Annotated in this window: 14 protein-coding genes; 11 read left to right on the top strand and 3 right to left on the bottom strand. The window is 70.4% G+C overall.

Going from position 1 to position 15,176, the window contains the following annotated elements; all coding sequences use genetic code 11:
* Window positions 1-16 precede the first annotated feature (16 nt).
* From ruvC to ACFWCH_RS14480, 7 genes are all read left to right on the top strand, one after another.
* Window positions 17-601: a crossover junction endodeoxyribonuclease RuvC gene (ruvC, locus tag ACFWCH_RS14510; protein WP_136033634.1), complete on the top strand. Its 585-nt coding sequence runs from the start codon at window positions 17-19 to the stop codon at window positions 599-601.
* A 9-nt stretch (window positions 602-610) separates the two neighbouring features.
* A complete protein-coding gene (gene ruvA, locus ACFWCH_RS14505) occupies window positions 611-1,231 on the top strand; it encodes a Holliday junction branch migration protein RuvA (RefSeq protein ID WP_378803710.1) in 621 nt (206 codons plus the stop codon).
* Window positions 1,224-2,249, top strand: coding sequence for a Holliday junction branch migration DNA helicase RuvB (ruvB, locus tag ACFWCH_RS14500; protein ID WP_378803709.1), 1,026 nt, complete (start codon window positions 1,224-1,226; stop codon window positions 2,247-2,249). The genes ruvA and ruvB overlap by 8 nt, the downstream gene beginning before the upstream one ends.
* A gap of 78 nt (window positions 2,250-2,327) precedes the next feature.
* Window positions 2,328-2,723 carry a preprotein translocase subunit YajC gene (yajC, locus tag ACFWCH_RS14495; protein ID WP_136033701.1) on the top strand — a complete coding sequence of 132 codons (396 nt, stop codon included), beginning with the start codon at window positions 2,328-2,330 and terminating at the stop codon, window positions 2,721-2,723.
* Between the two features lie 55 nt (window positions 2,724-2,778).
* Window positions 2,779-4,509 carry a protein translocase subunit SecD gene (secD, locus tag ACFWCH_RS14490; RefSeq protein ID WP_136033641.1) on the top strand — a complete coding sequence of 577 codons (1,731 nt, stop codon included), beginning with the start codon at window positions 2,779-2,781 and terminating at the stop codon, window positions 4,507-4,509.
* On the top strand, window positions 4,509-5,498 hold the full coding sequence (gene secF, locus ACFWCH_RS14485; RefSeq protein ID WP_136033643.1) for a protein translocase subunit SecF: 990 nt from the start codon (window positions 4,509-4,511) through the stop codon (window positions 5,496-5,498). Before secD ends, secF begins: the two co-directional genes overlap by 1 nt.
* A gap of 67 nt (window positions 5,499-5,565) precedes the next feature.
* Window positions 5,566-7,818 carry a bifunctional (p)ppGpp synthetase/guanosine-3',5'-bis(diphosphate) 3'-pyrophosphohydrolase gene (locus ACFWCH_RS14480; protein ID WP_136033645.1) on the top strand — a complete coding sequence of 751 codons (2,253 nt, stop codon included), beginning with the start codon at window positions 5,566-5,568 and terminating at the stop codon, window positions 7,816-7,818.
* On the opposite strand, the gene ACFWCH_RS14475 is transcribed toward ACFWCH_RS14480, so the two are convergent.
* The gene (locus ACFWCH_RS14475; protein WP_136033647.1) at window positions 7,805-8,356 is read right to left on the bottom strand and encodes a type IV toxin-antitoxin system AbiEi family antitoxin; all 552 of its coding nucleotides are present in this window, start codon (window positions 8,354-8,356) and stop codon (window positions 7,805-7,807) included. The two genes, ACFWCH_RS14480 and ACFWCH_RS14475, sit on opposite strands and share 14 nt — an antisense overlap.
* A 61-nt stretch (window positions 8,357-8,417) precedes the next feature.
* The gene (locus ACFWCH_RS14470) at window positions 8,418-9,773 is read right to left on the bottom strand and encodes a DUF349 domain-containing protein (RefSeq protein WP_378803708.1); all 1,356 of its coding nucleotides are present in this window, start codon (window positions 9,771-9,773) and stop codon (window positions 8,418-8,420) included.
* Between the two features lie 204 nt (window positions 9,774-9,977).
* On the opposite strand from ACFWCH_RS14470, the gene ACFWCH_RS14465 reads away from it, so the two are divergent.
* Window positions 9,978-11,720, top strand: coding sequence for an FAD-dependent oxidoreductase (locus ACFWCH_RS14465; protein WP_378803707.1), 1,743 nt, complete (start codon window positions 9,978-9,980; stop codon window positions 11,718-11,720).
* Window positions 11,717-12,478, top strand: a complete 762-nt coding sequence (locus ACFWCH_RS14460; RefSeq protein WP_136033650.1) for a winged helix-turn-helix domain-containing protein — start codon at window positions 11,717-11,719, stop codon at window positions 12,476-12,478. The genes ACFWCH_RS14465 and ACFWCH_RS14460 overlap by 4 nt, the downstream gene beginning before the upstream one ends.
* Window positions 12,479-12,493: 15 nt before the next feature.
* Here ACFWCH_RS14460 and ACFWCH_RS14455 read toward each other — a convergent pair whose 3' ends face one another.
* Window positions 12,494-12,814, bottom strand: coding sequence for a hypothetical protein (locus ACFWCH_RS14455; RefSeq protein ID WP_247638804.1), 321 nt, complete (start codon window positions 12,812-12,814; stop codon window positions 12,494-12,496).
* A 110-nt stretch (window positions 12,815-12,924) separates the two neighbouring features.
* On the opposite strand from ACFWCH_RS14455, the gene ACFWCH_RS14450 reads away from it, so the two are divergent.
* On the top strand, window positions 12,925-14,280 hold the full coding sequence (locus ACFWCH_RS14450; protein WP_378803706.1) for a replication-associated recombination protein A: 1,356 nt from the start codon (window positions 12,925-12,927) through the stop codon (window positions 14,278-14,280).
* A 181-nt stretch (window positions 14,281-14,461) separates the two neighbouring features.
* Window positions 14,462-15,091 carry a 30S ribosomal protein S4 gene (gene rpsD, locus ACFWCH_RS14445; RefSeq protein WP_136033656.1) on the top strand — a complete coding sequence of 210 codons (630 nt, stop codon included), beginning with the start codon at window positions 14,462-14,464 and terminating at the stop codon, window positions 15,089-15,091.
* Window positions 15,092-15,176: the final 85 nt, after the last annotated feature.

The following is a 15,176-nucleotide window of genomic DNA, read 5'->3' as shown; positions in this document are numbered from 1 at the left end:
CGCCTAGCCTGGGACGGTGACGTCGACCATCCGCGTGCTGGGCATCGACCCTGGACTCACCCGCTGCGGTGTCGGGATCGTCGACGTCGACCGGGCCCGCCGGGGCACCCTCGTGCACGTCGGTGTGATCCGCTCGGCGATCGATGCGCCGATCGGCGAGCGACTCGCGGTCGTCGCCGCGGGGATCCGCGAGGCGATCGCCCAGCACCGCCCTGACGCGGTCGCGGTCGAGCGCGTCTTCGCGCAACAGAACAGCCATACGGTGATGGGCACGGCGCAGGCGAGCGGGGTCGCGCTCCTCATCGCCGCCGAGTCAGGGCTTCCCGCGGCGACCCACACGCCCAGCGAGGTCAAGGCGGCCGTCACGGGCTACGGCTCCGCCGACAAGAGGCAGGTGCAGGCGATGATCGCCCGCATCCTGCGTCTGGATGCGCCGCCGCAGCCGGCGGACGCCGCGGACGCTCTCGCGATCGCCCTGTGTCACGCCTGGCGGCGCGGGGCGCCCCGAGCCGGCGGTGCGGCGGGCGGACTGACCCCGGCGCAGCGGGCCTGGGCGGACGCGGAGCGTGTCGCTCGAACATATGTGCGAGCGACCTCCTAGGCTGGGAGGATGATCTCCTCTCTGCACGGCACCGTGCTGCACACGACGCCGGACCAGGTCGTCATCGAGGTGGGTGGCGTGGGCTTCGCGGTCGCCGTCCCCGCCGATGTCGCGCACACGGCGACGGTGGGGGAGAAGCTGCGCCTGCACACGAGCCTGATCGTGCGCGAGGACGCCCTCTCGCTCTTCGGCTTCGCCGATCGGGCGGAGCTGGAGATCTTCACGCTGCTGCTCAGCGTGACGGGCGTGGGGCCGAAGTCGGCGCTGGGCGTGCTGTCGCATCTGACGACGGACCAGATCGCCGAGGCCGTCACCGCCGAGGACGACGCTCCGTTCCGGCGTGTGTCCGGCATCGGGCCCAAGACGGCCAAGCTCATCGTGGTGCAGCTCGCGGGGAAGGTGCACGCCGTTGCCGCCCCGGCCGCGACGCAGGCCTCGGGGGGGAGTGACATCGTGTCGCAGGTCGCCGCCGCGCTCGTGGGTCTCGGGTGGTCGGAGAAGGTGGCCGCCGAGGCGGCGACCGAGACCGCTGCCGCGGCGACCGAAGCCGAGCGGGCGTCGGTCGCGTCGCTGCTGCGGCGCACGCTCGCCCTGCTCGGCCCGGCGCAGGGAGGATCGGCGCGTGTCTGACCCGCTCGACCCGACCGAGCCCACCGACGAGTCGGAGCTCGCGATCGAGGGCGCGCTGCGCCCCTCCAGCCTCGGTGACTTCGTGGGCCAGCAGAAGGTGCGCGGTCAACTCCAGCTGCTGCTCGAGGCCGCGCGCCTGCAGTCCCGTCCCGCCGACCACATCCTGCTCGCGGGTCCTCCGGGACTCGGCAAGACCACGCTCGCGATGATCGTCGCCCACGAGAGCGAGCGTCCGCTCCGTATGTCCAGCGGCCCCGCGATCCAGCACGCGGGAGATCTCGCGGCTCTGCTGTCGAGCCTGATGCCGGGCGAGGTGCTGTTCATCGACGAGATCCATCGCATGGCCCGCTCCGCGGAGGAGATGCTCTACCTCGCGATGGAGGACTACCGCATCGACATCATGGTGGGCAAGGGTGCGGGCGCCACGAGCATCCCCCTGGAGCTGTCGCCGTTCACCCTGGTCGGGGCGACGACGCGCTCGGGCCTGCTGCCCAATCCGCTCCGCGACCGCTTCGGGTTCACCGGCCACCTTGAGTTCTACGAGGAGGGCGAGCTCGAGCAGGTCATCGCGCGTTCCGCGTCGGTGCTGGGGGTCGGGCTCCCGACCGACGCCCTCTCCGAGATCGCGCGCCGATCTCGAGGAACCCCCCGAATCGCCAACCGCCTGCTGCGCCGCGTGCGCGACTACGCGCTGGTGCACGGCGACGGTGCGGCGACGCTGCACGACGTGCGGGCGGCGCTGGAGCTCTATGACGTCGACGCGATCGGTCTCGACCGGCTGGACCGAGCGGTGCTCGACGCGCTCGTCCGGCGTTTCCGCGGGGGACCGGTGGGTCTCGGCACCCTCGCGGTCGCGGTGGGCGAGGAGGCCGAGACCGTGGAGAGCGTGGTCGAACCGTACCTCGTGCGCATCGGATTCCTGGGGCGCACGCCGCGCGGACGAGTCGCGACACCCGAGGCGTACGCGCACCTCGGGGTCGCGCACCCCGACGGGATGCTCACGCTGGATGACCTATAATCGCTGAAGGCTTCCCCCGATACCTCTGTGCGCCCAATGGCTGGTGCGTGCACCTGAGAAAGGCGCTTCCCCATGCCCATGGAATTCGTGCTCTTCGGCCTTCTGGCCGTGCTCCTGATCTTCATGATCTTCAACACGCGCAAGCGGACGAGGCAGATGAAGGCCGAGCAGGAGGAGAAGGCCACCAAGACGGTTCCCGGCGCGAAGGTCCTGCTGCAGGGCGGCATTTACGGCACGATCGTGGCGTTCGACCCGGACGACCTGGACGCGCCGGCCCTCGTGGAGATCGCTCCGGGCACCGTCATCGAGGTGCACAGCCAGGCGATCCTCCGCATCGTCGAGCCGAAGGACGCTATCGTTGAGGCGCCCGTGGACGGCGTGGATGACCGCATCGTCGACGAGCCCGCCGCCCCCACGACGGAGACGCCGGAGGAGACCCGCGCCCGTCTCGAACGGGACGCCGACGACAAGTAAGACAGCGGCCGTCGTGGCCGCTCGGATCATCGTCCTCCCAGAAAGCTGAACACACGTGGCTTCATCTTCACCTGTCCGTCACGCCTGGCGGGTCCTCCTCGGCCTGCTCCTCGTGACGGGCGTGCTCTTCGGCATCAACGCGCTGGGTGTGTACGTCTTCAAGCAGAGTTCGTGGGCGCCGGAACTAGCGCTCGACCTGCAGGGCGGCACGCAGATCATCCTCAGCGCCGAGACCGAGGACGGCGCAGCGCCGTCACAGGAGCAGCTCGACCAGGCCGCGGCGATCATCCGCCAGCGCGTGGATGCCTCGGGTGTCGCCGAGGCCGACATCACCACGGAGGGCGGGCGCAACATCGTCGTCCAGATCCCGGGTGAGGCCGACGAGCAGACCAGGGAGCGCATCCAGTCCAGCGCACAGCTCGAGTTCCGTCCGGTCCTGTACACGACCGCGGCGAGCACCGAGTTCGTGGGCGACGACGGCAACTCCACGCCGTTCCCGAGCCCCGACCCCGGCCTGAACGCCACTCCGACGGCGGAGCCGACCGACGCGAGCGATCTGTCGTGGGTGACCGAGAAGCTGGCCGCGGAGTTCCAGGCCTACGACTGCGCCAACCCCGACAACGATCCGTCGCGTGCGCCGAAGGACGAGCCGGTCATCGCCTGCTCCCCGGACGACACCCAGAAGTTCCTCCTCGGCCCGATGGAGCTCGACGGACGCGCGATCACCGACGCGTCGGCAGGCCGCGACCCCAAGAGCGGCGCCTGGATCGTGCAGCTCACGATGAACGGCGATGGCGCGGACGCGTTCGGCAAGGTCAGCACGCGCCTCAACCAGAACCGCATCGACGGTCTGTCGCCCCGCGACCAGTTCGCGTTCGTGCTCGACGGCGACGTGATCAGTGCGCCGCGGATGAACGGCGTGATCCTCGACGGCCGTCCCAGCATCTCCGGCAGCTTCACTCAGGAGAGCGCGACGACGCTCGCGGATCAGCTCAAGTTCGGTGCGCTGCCGTTGAGCTTCGAGGTGCAGAGCTCCGACACGATCTCCGCGACCCTCGGCACCCAGCAGCTCCAGATCGGGCTCATCGCGGGTCTGATCGGTCTGGCGCTGGTCGCGGTCTACTCCTTGCTGTCGTACCGCGCTCTCGGGACGGTGATCATCGCGTCGATCGCGGTGATGGCGGTGCTGACGTACATCGTGATCTGCATCCTCGCGTGGCGCATCGGGTTCCGCCTGTCGCTCGCGGGCGTCGCGGGTCTGATCGTGTCGATCGGTTTCACGGCCGACTCGTTCATCGTCTACTTCGAGCGGATCCGAGACGAGCTGCGCGACGGCAAGTCGATCACGGCGGCGGTCGAGGACGGATGGGGTCGCGCGAAGCGCACGATCTACATCTCGAAGTCGATCAACATCCTCGCGGCCGTCGTGCTCTACATCCTCGCGGACTCCACGGTGAAGGGCTTCGCGTTCACGCTCGGCCTGACCACCGTCATCGACGTGATGATCTTCGTCATCTTCACTCACCCGGTGATGCAGCTCCTCGCGCGGACGCGCTTCTTCGGCGGCGGCCACAAGCTCTCCGGGCTCGACCCGGCGGCACTCGGCGCCGTGTACCGGAGCCGGTCGCAGTACCGCGAGGTGGCGACGGCATCGGCAGGTCGCGGCGCGAAGAACGCGCGCTCACGCGGTGAGGCGGACCGCCGTCAGACCATCGCAGAGCGCAAGCGTGCCGAGGCCCTCGCCGCGGAGAAACAGACCAAGGGCGGAAGCGAGGGAGACGCCTGATGGCTTCCATGAACGAGTTCGGTAACAACCTCTACACGGGAAAGACCTCCTTCCCGTTCGTCGGACGCCGTCGGCTGTGGTTCATCATCGCGATCGCGCTGGTCGTGGGGTCCGCGCTCGTGCCGCTGTTCCGTCCCATCCAGTTCTCGATCGAGTTCACGGGCGGGTCGCAGTTCACGGTGAACGCCCCGGCCACGCTGAATCAGGACACCGCGAGCGAGGCCGTGCAGTCCGTGGTGCCCGGCGCCGCGACCAAGGTCGTCATCGTGAACGACCAGGACATCCGGGTCCAGACCGACCAGATGACGGCGGCGGAGACGCAGCAGGTCGCCGGCGCTCTCGCCGACGCGTACGAGGTGGAGCCCGACGCGGTGACCTCCTCGTTCATCGGTCCCGCGTGGGGTGAGAGCGTGACGCGGCAGTCCCTGTGGGGTCTGGCGATCTTCCTCGCGCTGACCTTCCTGATCCTGGCGATCTACTTCCGCACCTGGAAGATGTCGGCCGCAGCGATCATCGGGCTGCTCGACGTGCTCGTGATCACGGTGGGCGTGTACGCCCTGGCCGGTTTCGAGATCTCCCCGGCGGCGGTGATCGGGTTCCTCACGATCCTGGCGTACTCGCTCTACGACACCACCGTGGTGTTCGACAAGATCCGGGAGAACACGACGGAGGACGGGGAGAAGACCGCGCGCCTGTTCGGCGAGTCGGTCAACCTCGCGGTGAACCAGACGCTGATCCGATCGATCAACACCTCGGTCGTGGCGGCGCTCCCGGTGGGCGCGATCCTGTTCATCGGTGCGTTCTGGCTGGGTGCGGAGACGCTGACCGACATCTCGCTCTCGATCTTCGTCGGCATCCTCGTGGCGACCTACTCGACGCTGTTCGTCGCGGCACCCCTCTACTCGCTGTTCCGCGAGAACGAGCCGCAGATCAAGGAGCGCGACGCCCGCATCCGTGCGGCGCGCGAGAAGGCGGCCGTCGAGGCCTGACGCCCCCGCTGCGCGGGGCTCGCCCCCTCTCAGCACGCGTAGGATTGTCTGATTCGGAGGTGAGTGGATGGCGGAGCCGCAGACGGCGTCGCAGGGTTCGAGTCTGCGACGGCTCGTGCCCCGCATCTTCTCTCGCGCGTCCCGCATCAACGATCTCGACAACCTGATCCGCACGGTCAGGGCGAATCATCCCAAGGGCGACTTCTCCGTCATCTCCCGGGCCTACGCGGTCGCGAAGGAGAAGCACGAGGGGCAGAAGCGGCAGAGCGGCGAGCCGTACATCACGCACCCGCTGGCCGTCGCGCAGATCCTCGCCGAGCTCGGCCTGGGCCCGCGCGCGATCGCCGCGGCCCTCCTGCACGACACCGTCGAGGACACCGGTTACGCGCTGACCGACCTGACCGCTGAATTCGGCGACGAGGTCGCGATGCTGGTCGACGGCGTCACGAAGCTCGACAAGGTCAAGTACGGCGAGAGTGCGCAGGCGGAGACGGTCCGCAAGATGATCGTGGCGATGTCGAAGGACATCCGCGTGCTGCTGATCAAGCTCGCCGACCGCCTGCACAACGCCCGCACGTGGGGCTTCGTACCGCCCGAGAAGGCGGCGAAGAAGGCGAAGGAGACGCTGGAGATCTATGCGCCTCTGGCCAACCGCCTCGGTATCCAGGCCATCAAGTCGGAGCTGGAAGACCTCTCGTTCGCGGTGCTGCACCCGAAGATCTACAACGAGATCCACAGCCTGATCGCCCAGCGCACACCGCAGCGGGAGAAGTACCTCGGCCAGGTGATCGAGGAGATCGACGAGGACCTGCGGGATCTGCGGATCCGTGGCAAGGTCGTCGGCCGGCCGAAGCAGCTCTACTCCGTCTACCAGAAGATGGTGATCCGGGGGCGCGAGTTCGACGACATCTACGACCTCATCGGCATCCGCGTGCTGGTGTCGTCGGTGCGCGACTGCTACGCGGTGCTCGGCGCGATCCACGCGCGCTGGACGCCGTTGCCCGGCCGCTTCAAGGACTACATCGCCACCCCGAAGTTCAACCTCTATCAGTCGCTGCACACGACCGTGATCGGCCCGGCCGGACGCACGGTGGAGATCCAGATCCGCACGCACGAGATGCACCAGCAGGCGGAGTACGGCGTCGCGGCGCACTGGATGTACAAGGAGCGGATGAACGGCGGCGGCAAGGCCGAGGTCCGCGCCTCCGACACCGACATGGCGTGGCTCGCGCACATCTCCGACTGGCAGGCCGAGACCGCGGACCCCGGCGAGTTCCTCGACTCGCTGCGCTTCGAGATCGGAGCCAAGGAGGTCTACGTCTTCACGCCGAAGGGACGGGTCATCGGCCTTCCCGCCGGCGCGACGCCCGTCGACTTCGCCTACGCCGTGCACACCGAGATCGGCCATCGCACGATGGGCGCCAAGGTCAACGGCCGCCTCGTGCCGCTCGAGTCGGAGCTCAAGAGCGGCGACGTCGTCGAGGTGTTCACGTCGAAGAACCCCGACGCCGGCCCCAGCCAGGACTGGCTCGGCTTCGTCAAGAGCACGCGGGCGCGGAACAAGATCCGCGGCTGGTTCACGAAGGAGCGTCGCGAGGAGGCGATCGAGCAGGGCAAGGAGGCGATCGCCCGGGCGATGCGCCGACAGAACCTGCCGCTGCAGCGCCTGATGAACCAGGACTCGTTCACCGAGGTCGCGCATCAGCTGCACTACGAAGACGTGTCCGGGCTCTACGCGGCTGTCGGCGAGGGACACGTGTCCACGCAGTCCGTGCTCGAGAAGGTCACCGCCCTGGTGGCGGCGAACGACACGACGACCGGGGCGATCGATCTGCCGGGCAGCGTGCAGACCAGGGAGCCGCGCGGCGGCGACTCCGGGGTGCTCGTGCGCGGTGCGAACGACATCCTCGTCAAGCTCGCCAAGTGCTGCACCCCCGTGCCGGGGGACCCGATCGTGGGCTTCGTCACGCGGGGGAGCGGCGTCTCGGTCCACCGTGCCGACTGCGTCAACGTCAAGGCGCTGAGCGGCGAGCAGGACCGCTTCGTCGAGGTCTCCTGGGCACCGACCACCAAGAGCGTGTTCCGCGTGCAGATCCAGGTTGAGGCGCTCGACCGGTCCGGGCTCCTGTCGGATGTCACTCGAGTGCTGAGCGAGCACCACGTCAACATCCTGTCCGCCACGGTCAGCACGACCGATGAGCGCCTGGCGCTGAGCCGCTTCGTGTTCGAGATGGGCGACGCCGTGCACCTGGACCGCGTGCTGAACGCCGTGCGGCGCATCGACGCGGTGTACGACGTCTACCGCGTCACCTCGTCCTGAGCGCGACCCGCTCGAGGGCGGCGATGCCGACGCGGCTCCCCGGCACACGGCTGGTCCCGCGCAGCTCGACGAGGGCTTGTGCGGTCACCGCCGGGCAGGCGACGGCGAGGGCATCCATCCAGGGAAGCACGCGGGGGTCGCGATGCAGGCTCGTCGCCAGGTCGACCATCGTCCGCGCGGGCGTCGACACGGCGACGCCACCGATCACGACGACGTCTGCGGCGGCGAGCACGGTGTCGTGGAAGACCAGGCGGGCACTCGTACGCGGGCGCACGCGACGCTCGACGCACCGCTTCACGTGATGCACGGGCGGCGGTGCGTCTCCGGCGCCGTGGATCCATGCGGCGGTCGGGCCGCAGGCCGCGGCGCCGTCCTGCACGAGAGGCCCGATCGACGCGGCACGCACGTCCGCACCCTCGATGAGGTCGGCCGGGATGTACGCCTCGCCGAGGTCGACGACGTGGCCGTCGAGTCGAGCGGCGGCGAGCTCCGGCAGACTCAGCCGCGCGCCGGGCAGATACAGAAGAGCGGGATGCATCACGCCAGTGTGGCGCAGCGCATCCCGCTCCTGTGGCGGTCGTCGCGGGTTGTGGAAAGCGTCAGCCGCCCAGGGCGTTGAGCCAGGCGCGGCGGGCTTCGAGCGCGTCAGCCGCGGTCTTGGCGGCCTTGGTGTCGCCCGACTTCTCCGCGACCGCCAGCTCGGCCTCGAGCTTCTCGATGGCCTCGTGCAGCTGCGAGCTCATGTCGTTCGCGCGCGCCTTGGTCTCGGGGTTGTTCTTCTTCCAGTCGACGTCCTCGCGGGCCTTGAGCGCCTGCTCGATCACCCGGAGCTTGTCGTCGAGAGCGCGCTCCTTCTCGCGCGGGAAGATGCGGCCCACCTCGTCCCACTCGCGCTGGATGCGGGTGAGCAGTGCCCGCGCACGCTTGATGTTCGACTCGTCGGTCACGGCCTTCGCCTGTTCCAGAAGAGCCTGCCGTGCCTCGATCCGGGGCGCGGAGTCTGCCTCTTCCGCGGCGGCCTGCTCAGCCCGCGCGGCGTACAGCGCATCGCCGGCCGCCTTGAACCGCGCCCAGAGCGCGTCGTCGGCCTTGCGCCCGGCACGGCCGGCGGCCTTCCACTCGTCGAGCAGGGTGCGGTACGCGGGGATGCCGTCGACGCCGCGGGGAGCGAGAGCCTCGGCGCGCTCGACCAGCCGCGACTTGGCGTCGCGTGCAGCCTTGTGCGTCTCGTCGAGCTCGGAGTAGAAGGCGCGCCGGTGCTTGTCGACCACCGAGCGGGCGTCACGGAACCGTTTCCAGAGCTGCTGCGACACGCTCTTCGACAGGCGCGGACCGTTCTGCTGCTGTGCCTGCCACGACTCGAACAGCTCGTTGAGCTCGGCCGTGACCTGCTTCCACTGCACCTTGCTGAGGTCGCGGGCGGCGATGGCCTCGGCGCGCTCCACCAGGGCCGTGCGCTCCGCGACCGCCTGCTCCACGAGCGCCCTGGCCTGCTGAGCCTCCTGCTCCGTCGCCTCCGAGAGCGAGGCGGTCAGGGCGTTCAGCCGGTCGCGCAGGCCCGCGAGGTCGCCGACCGCTGCGGCATCCGTCGCCTCGGCGATGAGGTGCGAGGCCTGCTTCGCGAGGTCGCTCGCCGAGGCGCCGCCGGCCTGATGGCGCTGCTCGAGCGCGTGCACCTTGAAGGCGATGTCGTCGTACTTGCGCACGAAGTAGGCGAGGGCCTCTTCCGGGGTGCCGTCGGGATACTGGCCGACCACCCGCCACGACTCGCCCTCGCGGACCTCGACCGTGCCATCGTCGGAGACGCGACCCCATTCGAGCGCCGAGGCGGAGGGCGCGGGCGTCGCCGGTGCGGCGGGCGCGACCGCGGCGGGCGTCGGGGCCTTCCGGGGCATGGGCACGGCGGGCGGTGCGGGGATGGGCGGGGTCGGCTTCGAGGGCTCGGTGGCAGACACGGTGATTCTCCTTGCGCGGTCGGGCCGCGGGAGGCGGAAAGGACGAGGCTCAGCCTAGTACGACCCGCGCTGCGGGGTGAGGCCGAAGGCGCGTTATCGATTTGTGAGGAGAACGTTCGACGCGCGAAACACGCGACGTCATCTCCGGGTAACACGGCGCTCCTATCGTCGTCCCACGACGGTCCGCAGGTCGACAGGAGGTCCATGGACGACAGCGCATCCCGGAGGACGGAGGTCCTGATCGTCGGCGCGGGGCCCGCGGCGCACGCGTTCGTGGCGCACCTCCTGGGCGATCCCTGCGACGACATTCGGGTCACGGTGATCGGCGACGAGGGGCGCCTGCCGTACGACCGCACCCGGTTGTACCGACTCGTCCGGGGGGATGACCCCGCTGACCTGGACCTCGACCGAGGGGTGTTCCGCGACGACCGCGTGCGCCTGATCCGGGATGATCGGGTGCGGAAGATCGACCGGAAGCTCCGCCGCGTCCGCACCCGCTCCGGGCGCGTGTACATGTACGACGTGCTCGTCCTCGCGACCGGGCGGCACCCGGTTCGTCCGACGCTCGACGGGGCCGGACTGCCCGGGTGCTTCACGTTCCAGTCCGCCGCGGATGCGTCGGCGCTGCGGGCCCATGTGCACGCGCCGCGCGGCGAGCAGTGGCGGCGTCCGCGCGCGACGGTCGTCGGTGACGGGCCGGGCGGGTTCGCCGCCGCGCTCGCGCTCGCGGAGAGCGGAGTCGAGGTCGCGGCCGTGCACGAACGAGGAGACCACGCGGATCCGGGTCGTCGCACCTCGGCGGCAGTCGACGCACTCCTGCGGGAGCGCGGGATCGCGGTGCGGAGGTCGACGCGCGTCACCCGCATCGATGCGGACGAGTCCGGCGCGGTCGCGAGCATCGAATTCCACGACGGTTCCTTCGCCCGGACGGATGCGGTCGTGTTCGCGCCCGCGGTGCGCCCGCGTGACGAGCTCGCGCGGAACGCGGGGCTCACCGTGGTGCCGGGCGGCGGCGTGCTCGTCGACGCCGACGGTCGCACGAGTGATCCGCACATCCTGGCCGTGGGGAGCGTCGCTGTCGCGGCGGACGACGAGGCGGGCCCGCGGGCACCGGGCGGTGGCGGGCGCGTGGCGGACAGGATGCGGGAGGCCGTGGCGACGACACGGACCCGGTGGCTGACGACGATCGTGCGTGCGGGAGGCGTCGAGTTCACGGATCTCCGGTCGTCGCCGGACGGCGAAACCGTCGGAGTCGTCGTCCCCCTGGCGGACGCGCCGGGACGGATCGCGGGCGACCTCCTCCTCTCCGAGGACGGACGAGTCCTGCTCGGTGCGACGGTGCTCGGCGACGAGGACCGGCTCGCGGCCCTCCGCGCGGCCGCGGATGACGGCGCCAGGGCGCGGGCGGTGTCCGAGCTGCTTCGCGAGCACGAGAGCGCTGTGACCTGCGGTCATGCGTTGCTCACGGGGCCATCCCCGGTCACGGCGGTGACGGAGCGACGAGAGCACGGCCTGAGCGGCCTCGCGGAGTTCCCCGAAAGCGCGGAGTGCGCGTTCTGCGCGCGGGCGGTCGCGCGGCGCCTCATCGCGCGCGCCGGAGCGGTTGCGATCGGCTCAGGGCGACGGGGTGTCCCCGAGCGGGGCCCGGTCGGACGACCCCGCACCGGGGAGACCGTGCTCGGCGTGACCCTCGCTGTCGCGGGCGAGCTGTCCGGCGCCCAGCTCGTCCTCATCGGACGGCTGGCGGACGAGCACGGGCTGCGGGTGCGGCCCTCCGATGGCGGAGTGCTGGAGCTGCGTGGCGCATCCGCCGCAGAAGTCCCCGCCGTGCTGGGCAGGTTGCGTGCCGCCGGACTGGAGGCTGCGACGCGCGACGGGGGTGGACGTTTCGTCGAGGCGCGGACAACGGGATCCGTCACGCGGCGACGCGAGGAGAGTCCGGCATGAGCATTTCGACGAGCGTGGGCCGGCCGCTGACCGGGTGCCGGATAGCGATCGCCGATGACCCGTCGGCGGGTACTGCGCACGGAGCGGTGGCGTCGCCGACACCGGTCGATGTCGGTGCGCTTCTCGCCGCGGCGGGAGCCGAGGTCGTCCGCGTGCCGTCGGTACGCGCGGATCATTCCGTGCCGGCCGGTGTTCGACGGTCGGTGCACCGCGTCGCGACCGGGCGCATCGACGGCGTGCTGCTCTTCTCGGTCGAGGGCGCGCGTTCCTGGTGGGGCACCGTCGAGCGCCTCGGTCTGGGGGACGCGATCCGAGCCAGGGCGCGGGCGTCGCGTCTGCTGCTCGTCGCCTCGGGTGCGGAGGCGGCCCGGTCACTCGCCGATGCGGACATCCCCGCCACGACGGTCGACGGGGCGCTCCCGGACGACCTCGCACGCGCCGTCGTCGGGTTCTTCTCGGAGCAGGCGCCGATGCAGCGGACGGACGCCGGAGAGCTCGTCGTGCGCAGCGGCGGGGTGCTGCTCGATGAGCGCTTCCTCCCGCTCTCGGCGGGCGCCGCAGAAGTCCTGGAGGCACTGTTCCTCGCGGAGGGGCGGGTGCTCTCCCGGGAGGAGCTCGGGCGGATGCTCGCCGGACGACGACGCAGTGCACGGGCCGTGGAGGTGGCGGTCGCACGGTTGCGCGAGGCTCTGGGCGACGCGGAGCTGGTGCAGACGGTGGTGAAGCGCGGCTACCGTCTCGCTGTCGCCGATCGCTGAGCCGGCGCCGCGGGGTCAGCCCGCCGGTGTGTCCGTCGGAACGGGCGACGGGGAGGGAACGGGAGAGTCGGAGGGAAGGGGGGACTCGGACGGCACCGGGGAGTCGGAGGGGGAGATCGTGGGACTCGGCGTCGGTTCGGGGGCGGTCACCTGCGCGTGCACGACCTGGCTCCCGATCGCGGCGACGACGACGAGACCGCCGACGATCACCGCGACGGTGTTGTCGCGGCGACGGCGGCGGATCTGGTCCTCGTGCCAGCGCGTGCGCGCGGCATGCAGTCGTGCGCGCTCCGCCTCGGTGCGCGACTGTGCCTTCTTGGAACCGCGTGCCGCCATGCCCGATATCTCCATCCCGACGCCCGTCCGCGGCGTCGCCTGAGAGCCTACCGTCGCCCACGGGCGGCTTCCGTCGCCACGGTGTCGGCGCCCGCCGTTAGCCTGGAGGGGTGACTTCTCCTGCCGCGCTGCTCTCCGGGCAGACGCCTCTCGCCGTGCGCATGCGCCCGGTCTCGCTCGATGAGGTCGCGGGACAGCGTCACCTGCTGCGGGCGGGATCCCCGATCGTGGCTCTCGCCGATCCCGAGGCGGCAGCGCCCGGGGCCGTGTCGATCATCCTGTGGGGGCCTCCCGGCACGGGGAAGACCACGCTGGCGCAGGCCATCGCGCGCTCCTCCGGTCGACGGTTCGTCGAACTGTCGGCGATCACGGCCGGGGTGAAGGACGTTCGCGAGGTGATGCAGGAGGCGATCACGCAGCGTGACCTGTACGGCCAGACGACCATCCTCTTCCTCGACGAGATCCACCGCTTCACGAAGGCGCAGCAGGATGCGCTGCTGCCCGGAGTGGAGAACGGCTGGGTCATCCTGATCGCGGCGACCACCGAGAATCCGTCGTTCTCCGTGATCTCCCCGCTGCTGTCGCGGTCGCTGCTGCTCACGCTGCAGCCACTGACGGACGACGACATCGGTCTGCTCGTCGACCGCGCCGTGACGGATGCGCGCGGGCTCAAGGGTGCCGTGGTGCTCGACGACGAGGCGCGCACGGCTCTCGTGCGACTGGCGTCGGGTGATGCGCGGCGCGCGCTCACGGGGCTCGAGGCCGCGGCCGCGGTCGCGCTGTCCCATGCCGCCGCGGTCGAGGACGGCGACACCGCATCGGACGGCGTCCCCGCGGTGACGGCGGACGATGTGGCGCAGGCGGTGGACAAGGCGCTGCTCCGCTACGACCGTCAGGGCGACGAGCACTACGACGTGATCAGCGCGTTCATCAAGTCGATCCGCGGATCCGATCCCGACGCCGCACTCCACTACCTGGCGCGCATGATCGAGGCGGGGGAGGACCCGCGCTTCATCGCTCGGCGCCTGGTGATCTCGGCGTCGGAGGACGTGGGTCTCGCCGATCCCCAGGCGCTCGGCATCGCAGTCGCTGCTGCGGACGCCGTCGCCTTCATCGGCATGCCGGAGGGGCGCATCCCGCTCGCCGAGGCCACGGTGTACCTCGCCACGACGGCGAAGTCCAATGCCGCGTACGTCGGCATCGACGCCGCGATCGCCGACATCCGCGCGGGCGGCTTCGGCCGGGTGCCGCTCCACCTCCGCGACGCCCACTATCCGGGGGCGAAGAGGCTCGGCCACGGCCGCGGTTACGTCTACTCGCACGACAGCGAATACGGGATCGTGCCGCAGCAGTACCTGCCGGACGAGTTGGACGGACGTCACTACTACGAGCCGAAGAACCTCGGTGCGGAACGCGACATCGGTGCGCGGCTGGAGCGCATCCGACGCATCCTCGGCGACCGCTGACAGACCGGTCGGTCGGCGCGGCGTCGTCTGTTAGACTTGAGCGGCTCGAAACCGAGTTTTCGGGCATCTCCGCGTTCACACCACACCTCGACGGCGCCCCGGCGTGCGCTCCGAGGCAGAGCGCGGACGATACGTCCGTCGGACGTGAAATCCACGTCCACGTCATCGGAAGGAACACTTCGTGACCACGAAGTCCCAGGACCGCCGCAAGGTGCGTCTCAGCCGTGCCCTCGGCATCCCGCTCACCCCGAAGGCCGCCCGCTACCTCGAGAAGCGTCCCTACGCTCCGGGCGAGCACGGCCGCACCAAGCGCAAGGCCGACAGCGACTACGCCGTCCGTCTGCGCGAGAAGCAGCGTCTGCGCGAGCAGTACGGCATCCGCGAGAAGCAGATGCGCAACACGTTCAACGAGGCTCGTCGTCAGGACGGCCTGACCGGTGAGAACCTGGTCGAGCTCCTCGAGATGCGTCTCGACGCTCTCGTGCTGCGGTCGGGTTTCGCCCGCACCACGGCTCAGGCTCGCCAGCTCGTCGTGCACCGTCACATCCTCGTCGACGGCCAGCTCGTCGACCGCCCGTCGTTCCGCGTGAAGCCGGGTCAGCTCATCCACGTCAAGGCCAAGAGCGAGGGCACCGAGCCCTTCCAGGTGGCGGCAGCCGGCGGTCACGCCGAGGTGCTTCCTCCCGTTCCCGGCTACCTCGAGGTCGAGCTCGACAAGCTCCAGGCCCGTCTGGTCCGTCGCCCGAAGCGCGCCGAGGTCCCCGTGACCTGTGAAGTGCAGCTCGTCGTCGAGTACTACGCGGCTCGCTGATCCAGCGATCGAGCATCAGGCAGGAGGCGTCGGGGATTCCCGACGCCTCCTGTCGTTTCCGCCTACGATGGAGAGACCGCGCCTT

The organism is Microbacterium sp. NPDC060132 (assembly GCF_042729675.1).
Taxonomy (GTDB): Bacteria; Actinomycetota; Actinomycetes; order Actinomycetales; family Microbacteriaceae; genus Microbacterium; species Microbacterium sufflavum.
This window is presented reverse-complemented; position numbering and strand designations above follow the sequence as displayed.